Here is a 5,805-nt window from a genome sequence, read left to right as displayed (position 1 = left end):
CCCACTCGCGGCCTTTCACCCTTACGGGCGGGGCCTGGGCCCGCACACCCTGTCGCCGGCCCCCCCCCCCCCACCACACCAGTACGAGCCCGGCCGATACGATCTGCCGATGTCCTGCGTCTTCTGCGGCGGTGCTCCCGTCACCAAAGAGCACATCTTCCCTCAGTGGCTGAACGAGTACCTTCCTCCGGGGCGGCAGCAGACCGAGCAGGCCCGCTACGGCGAGGGTGCCTACGACACGACCCGGCAAAGCGTGGGCCTGGACTTCACGGTCAAGAAGGTCTGCGCCCCGTGCAACAACGGCTGGATGTCGCAGATGGAAGACGCCTCCAGAGTTGTCCTCGCACCTCTGATCACCGGGCAGGACCTCGGCCTGGGCCTCATCTCCCTGCGGCAGCAGCGTCAGATCGCGCTCTGGGCCACGAAGACAGCAATGATGGCCGATCAGTTTCAGCACAAGCCTCTCCTGCCACCCCATCAACTCCGGAGAATGCATACGCACCGGGCGATACCCGGGGGAACGCGCGTGTGGATCGGGGCCTGCCCGCAACGCGAGCCGCTCGTCACCAGCCACACCGTGATAGTTCCCCTCACTGGCGTAGCTGCGCCCGGCGACCCGGAGCCGGTCGGGTTCTACTGCCCGATGAAGATCGGGCAGCTGTGTCTCTACGTCTACTTCCCGGCCGCAGAAGTCGTCATCCAGCACGGTCGTGAGTTCCACCTGTCCGTTGCCCGGATCTGGCCCCGCCGCTCCAGCGACCTGCCGTTCCCGCCTCCCGTCCAGCCGCGGGACGGGGAAGCCTTCGAGCGGTTCGCCGACGCGCTACAGGAGAGCCTGCACCTCTACACACCCGAACAGGCAGCTGAGCACCAGCTTCAGGAATCCTGATGCCGGGGTAGGGCGCGGTAGAGCCCCGTCGTGTTCATCGCTGCTGCCAACGGGTCACCTGGCGGCCTTCTTCTCGGCAAGCTTCTCAGCCGGCCGACCGCAGGCCCGAGCCCGGCCCGCCCGGCGCGGCCGCCATACAACGGGAGTGCTGTCGGACAGCCGACGGAAGCCTGCGGGCCGGGATGAAGAACAGCCCGGTCAGGCCGAGCTGTCCGGTTGTGCTGTTCGCGCCTGCGCTCCGGGCGCAACGAGACCATCGAAGTTGCTCATGGCGGTGGAGGGTTGGCACTCGCCCTCGGAGTCGGTGTCAACGGGCGTGAGGGTGCCGTCGCTTCGGACGGTCCAGGCCACCAGCGGGTCCTCGGTGAAAGTGCCGTCGCTGTTCTTGAACCGCACGCTCCAGCCGCCCCCGGGGATAGCGCCGACAACAGGGTGGCCGCCCTCCGAGAGTCCGGTGAAGGTACGGCCGTTGTTCGCCGGGACAAGTCGGCCGCTGCGCTCATCAACGACGAGCGCCTGGCCCTCGTCGTCCCAGGCGATGACGGGCTTGCTCCTGTAGCTCGTGCGGCCGTTCTCTTCCTGCTGGTAGTCCGCTTGGTAGGGGTGCTGGGCTGGGATCACTGCGTCTCCTGGGCAGGTGGGTTCCGGTCCTGGTGCGACCGTACGACGGGAACGGTCGGACCGTCCCGGAGTTGGATCAGGCTGTTCACGGCAGCAGCCGCCGACGCGGACGGCTTCCTCTGTCCACAGGCGATCCGTGGTCCCTGGAGGTATGAACGATCACGAGCAGCAGCAGTCGGCCCCGGGCCGAGGCAAGATCCTGGACGCCCTCGCGCGGGCGGAGCGGAAGGTCTTCACCCGGCCCGCGCCGAAATCCGCGAAGGCTCAGGTGAAATTCCTTCTCACGCGGGCGAAGGGGTCCACGAAGGCCCTGGCGGAGCGTCTGGGTGTCTCACGCCGCACGGTGGAGCGCTACCGTGCCGGGACGCTGACGACCCCACAGAAGCGCCTCCAAGCCGCCCTGGTGGAGGAGACCGAATCCGAGTGGCAACCGCAGGTCAGAGCACAAGCCCGGGAGCAGGCGTCCACCTCCGGCGGGATGATGGTGCACGTCGTCGCCTACTTCGGATTCACCGCCTCCGGGTCCTCCGACGACGGCCGCGTACGGCACATCACCACCCCGATCTCACCCACCTACGCGCAGCAGATCCTCCAGCTCCAGGCATCCGGTGCGACAGAGGAGGAGTTGCATCCGATCGTCGCCCAGGCCGTCACCGAGTCCTATTTCACGGAATGGGGCAACCGGGCTGATGGGCTACGAGCGGATTTCACCCACGTCCAGTCGATAGATTTTGAGTTCTGACACCACATAATTCAGGGACTGCTATAACCATTTCCAGCTGAGCCGAAGCGCGATAGTTGCCCCATAGGCAGGCTTGTTGTCACCTTCAGGCCATATGTGCGTACATGTGAGGTTTTGGGGGCATCGCTTCGCCGCGCTGCCCGGCATGAACGACCGGCTGCGGGCCTGAGGTGAGTCCGGGCCGTGTGGAACCGGGCGCTCGGCGGCCCACGTCACCCCGTACATGCTGATCGTCCTGGGGATACTCTTCGCTGTCGCGCCCGCTGTCGTCTGGATGACGATCGCCCGCACCCGCCCTGTCGGCTTCGCGATCGGCGGCACGCTGCTCGCCGGAGCCGGTTTGCTGATCAGTGTCCAGCAGGGCTGGGTCCACGCCCCCAGACCCGACGCCCATCTCCTGTTCACGGCCCTGGCGCCTGTGCTCATCGCCTGCGGTGTAGGCCTGGAAGGCCGGCACGGGAACTCCCCTCCCCCGGAATGGATTCCCCGCCGCAACGGAGCGATCGGCTTCCTGGGGATGCAGTTCGCCCTCACCCTCGTGGTCGGTCTCCTGTATGCGCTGATGATCGGCGAAGGCTCGGACGCCCCGCCGTCCAAGGCGCTCCCCTCACTGCCGCCAGGCATCAGCATGGTCGACGAAGGCACCAGCTGCGGTTCCGGCGGCTGCTGGCGCGCCGCAACGGTCACCAGCGGGAACGGCCTGTCCCGCCCGGAGATCATCCGCGAACTGGGCCTCCAACAGGAGAGCTGCCGCTCCAGCGGCTGGCTGCTCGACTGGCGTGACGTGTGCGTCGGAGCCCGGGACAACGGCGAGAACGTCATCATCTACGCCAGCTGGGGATACTGAGAGGCCATTCCCGGTCGATCATGGTGGTCCTGAACGAGGATCTGTGACAAGCCTCGTGCCTCACTGGTGACAATCAGACTGCGTCGACCGGTCTCATACGCCAGCTCAACAAGCTCTGCCGGTGACACCTACCGTGCTTCGGCACACCAGCGGGCCGCCGTACAGCGCTCTGACGGTGGTCCGCCCTGATTCCTCACCCATGAATGGGAGGCCGAAGATGACCACGCCCCTGCCGTCCTGGCCGCCCCGGAGCACCGACCGCCGTACGGCCGCATCGCGGGTCACGGTGCCGCGCGAGCCGCTCGATCCGGCCCGTATGTGCCGCCGCTGGGTACGGCGCCGCGCCAGGGGCATGACCGCCGGCGCCGCCGCGGCCGCCCTGGACGTCGCCCGGTTCGACGCCCGGCAGAACTTGAGGCACGAGGACATCGCCGTCGCCGAGCGCGGCCCGGCCGAGCTCGGCGAGTGGGAGCGGATCGCCCGGCTGCTCGCCGAAGCGGCCCCGGGCACCGTCTACGCCCCGGACACCGACGACGTCGTCCGGGCCGAGCTGCGCGAAGCGATGCGGATCGCGGCCCGCGCCGACGAGCTCCAGGCGCTGCGCGAGCTCGGCACCCTGGAGCAGGCCGAGCCCCGTACCGGTGACGAAGCCGTACGCGAGGAGCTCACCCGGCGAGCCGGCGGCTACGTCCAGGACGACGTCGACGCCTGGCTCGCCCGCGCGCTGGCTACCCGCCTCGGGCACTACCGCGACCCGGCCGCCCGCGAAGCCGCGGCCGGCCTTCTCACCCCACCGGTTCTCGCGCACGCCGCGCTGCTCGCCGAACTCCTCCGCCTGGTCCCCGGAGTCGACGTCGGCCAGCTGGCGTTCGCGGCCCGGCTCGCCACCACCGAACCCGAAGCCACCGCAGCCCTCGCCGTGCACCTCACCCACGCCCGCCCTCAAGCTCACTGACTCACTCTCCGCAATCCCCCAGCTCTCGAACTTCTGGGGGGAGACCTGGGGGGTTGGGGCCAGAAATGCCCGAATGGCCCGGAACCTCTAGGGGGTGGCAGGGTGAATTCCCAGGTGGAGGCGGTTTCGGGGAAGACCTGGGGGTCTGGGGGGTAGAGCCCACGGGTCATCACCGGCCGTCACCTCGCCAAGGTGTGGGCGTTGTGCCGGGCATGGACTGGACGCAGCTGCTCAAGGAACTCACCGTCGCGGTGGAGGTGCGCAACCGCAGGGTGGCGAGCCTGCGTACCGCCGGTTCCACCGTTGCCGAACTCGCGGCGCAGGCCCTCGCGGTCGGCGCCCCGGGCCCGCCCCTGCGCCGGATCCTGGCCGGGATGGAACCGCTGCTCGAACAGCAGCGCCCGCACGTCTGCGGGCCAGGCCCCGTCGTTCCGCCCGGCCGCCCGGCCCTGCCGCAGCAGGCCGCCGACGCGGCGCCTCTGATCCGCCAGCCACTGTCGGCGGACGACGCCTTCGACCGCCCCGTGCCGATCCGGTACTCCCTGGAGGAGGCGTGGCAGAAGGGGATCCTGCCGTGGAAGGCGTCGACCATGCGCACTTACCTGAAACGCTCCCGAGAGCGCTTCATCCCGGTGCCCGAGGGCGTACTGGACGGGCAGACCGTCCGGTACACCGAGGACGAGCTGACGACCTGGCGTACGGCCTGGGAGAATCAGGCTGGCCCCACCACCGGCCGACCGCCCGCAGGCCCTCCGGAACAGGTGTCACACTGACGGAGGGTGACTGTCACGCTCCTTCGCGATGTCATCCTTACGTGTCACGCCGCCCCGACTTCTGCCCCTGTTTGTCCGTTTCTCGGGGCTGCGGGGTTCTCCAGAGGCCGCTTTCCGGGTGGAGCGTGGCACTCAAGATTTGACTTCACGCGCACTTATGAGAAGTGCGGAGCGTAACTGTGGGCCGGGTTCCTGCGGAGTGCTCCCGGGCCCGGCTGCCCGGCGATACCGTGGTGGGACACGCCAGTTCTGCCTTCTGGAGCCCTCGATGAGCGAACAGCCGGCCCCCGCCGACACCACCCGGCAGCAGATGGAGCCCGACGCCGCCGATGGACTGCGCGCGTACGCGGCCCGGACCCGCGAGAGCGCCGACCAGCTCGCCGCCGTCCTGGAGGACATCGCCACCAACGGGCTGCCCTCGGTGGAGGACTGCACGCCGTGGGAGGAACTGCGCGAGGCCCACCTCGCCCGGCTCGCCGCCCAGCGCCCGGCCGTCGCCTGATGATCCCTCGCCCCCGCCGTGCCCGGATCGCGTTCTCCGACTCCGCCGCCAAGCAGCTGGACACCATCACCAGCGAAGCCGAGCTCCACGCCCTGGATCGCGCCCTGGTCGTCATCTCCGTCGACCCCCACGCCGGCGAGCTCCTTCCCGGCGACAGCAGCGGACCGCGGCTGCGCCAGTACGCCGACGACGTCGAACGCGTCCGGCTCGTGTACTGGGTGACCGCATTGAAGACGGTGGTCGTGGTCGCCTTCATCGAGGTGTAGCAGCCGCCCACCGCCCTCGTACTGCTTGGTTTCCTCGCTGTGCTGCCCGGCCTCTCCAGTACCAGGCGCCTGGTACTGGAGAGCGATGACATTTGAAGGCCGCCCCGGGCGGCGTGCGGGCGCTGCACCAGAAGCAGCGCCGCTTCTGGTGCGCAGTAATAGCACGGCCCGGCCGGGCTGGCCACAGCACCCAACCCGGCGGGCGCACAA

General features: G+C 69.1%; 8 protein-coding genes. 7 read left to right on the top strand and 1 reads right to left on the bottom strand.

Annotation, left to right across the window (positions count from 1 at the left end; genetic code table 11):
* Positions 1–109 precede the first annotated feature (109 nt).
* Positions 110–889, top strand: a complete 780-nt coding sequence (locus tag AB0917_RS33455) for a hypothetical protein (RefSeq protein ID WP_366823476.1) — start codon at positions 110–112, stop codon at positions 887–889.
* A 198-nt stretch (positions 890–1,087) separates the two neighbouring features.
* Here AB0917_RS33455 and AB0917_RS33450 read toward each other — a convergent pair whose 3' ends face one another.
* Positions 1,088–1,510: a hypothetical protein gene (locus AB0917_RS33450; protein ID WP_366823475.1), complete on the bottom strand. Its 423-nt coding sequence runs from the start codon at positions 1,508–1,510 to the stop codon at positions 1,088–1,090.
* 151 nt (positions 1,511–1,661) lie between these two features.
* On the opposite strand from AB0917_RS33450, the gene AB0917_RS33445 reads away from it, so the two are divergent.
* The 6 genes from AB0917_RS33445 (at position 1,662) to AB0917_RS33420 (ending at position 5,595) form a co-directional block, all read left to right on the top strand.
* On the top strand, positions 1,662–2,252 hold the full coding sequence (locus tag AB0917_RS33445; protein ID WP_366823474.1) for a terminal protein: 591 nt from the start codon (positions 1,662–1,664) through the stop codon (positions 2,250–2,252).
* Between the two features lie 223 nt (positions 2,253–2,475).
* Entirely contained in the window at positions 2,476–3,099 is a 624-nt protein-coding gene (locus AB0917_RS33440; protein ID WP_366823473.1) for a hypothetical protein, read from the top strand.
* Positions 3,100–3,316: 217 nt separating this feature from the next.
* Entirely contained in the window at positions 3,317–4,054 is a 738-nt protein-coding gene (locus AB0917_RS33435; protein ID WP_366823472.1) for a hypothetical protein, read from the top strand.
* Positions 4,055–4,266: 212 nt separating this feature from the next.
* Entirely contained in the window at positions 4,267–4,827 is a 561-nt protein-coding gene (locus tag AB0917_RS33430; RefSeq protein WP_366823471.1) for a hypothetical protein, read from the top strand.
* Between the two features lie 268 nt (positions 4,828–5,095).
* The gene (locus AB0917_RS33425) at positions 5,096–5,329 is read left to right on the top strand and encodes a hypothetical protein (RefSeq protein ID WP_030595092.1); all 234 of its coding nucleotides are present in this window, start codon (positions 5,096–5,098) and stop codon (positions 5,327–5,329) included.
* Entirely contained in the window at positions 5,329–5,595 is a 267-nt protein-coding gene (locus AB0917_RS33420) for a hypothetical protein (RefSeq protein ID WP_030595093.1), read from the top strand. Before AB0917_RS33425 ends, AB0917_RS33420 begins: the two co-directional genes overlap by 1 nt.
* Positions 5,596–5,805: the final 210 nt, after the last annotated feature.

Source organism: Streptomyces sp. NPDC007346 (genome assembly GCF_040703535.1).
GTDB lineage: Bacteria > Actinomycetota > Actinomycetes > Streptomycetales > Streptomycetaceae > Streptomyces.
This window is presented reverse-complemented; position numbering and strand designations above follow the sequence as displayed.

Bases quoted from the DNA above. Each gene is read 5' to 3' on its own strand.
- AB0917_RS33455 (WP_366823476.1), top strand. From the start codon at position 110: ATGTCCTGCGTCTTCTGCGGCGGTGCTCCCGTCACCAAAGAGCACATC.
- AB0917_RS33445 (WP_366823474.1), top strand. From the start codon at position 1,662: ATGAACGATCACGAGCAGCAGCAGTCGGCCCCGGGCCGAGGCAAGATC.
- AB0917_RS33440 (WP_366823473.1), top strand. From the start codon at position 2,476: ATGCTGATCGTCCTGGGGATACTCTTCGCTGTCGCGCCCGCTGTCGTC.
- AB0917_RS33435 (WP_366823472.1), top strand. From the start codon at position 3,317: ATGACCACGCCCCTGCCGTCCTGGCCGCCCCGGAGCACCGACCGCCGT.
- AB0917_RS33430 (WP_366823471.1), top strand. From the start codon at position 4,267: ATGGACTGGACGCAGCTGCTCAAGGAACTCACCGTCGCGGTGGAGGTG.
- AB0917_RS33425 (WP_030595092.1), top strand. From the start codon at position 5,096: ATGAGCGAACAGCCGGCCCCCGCCGACACCACCCGGCAGCAGATGGAG.
- AB0917_RS33420 (WP_030595093.1), top strand. From the start codon at position 5,329: ATGATCCCTCGCCCCCGCCGTGCCCGGATCGCGTTCTCCGACTCCGCC.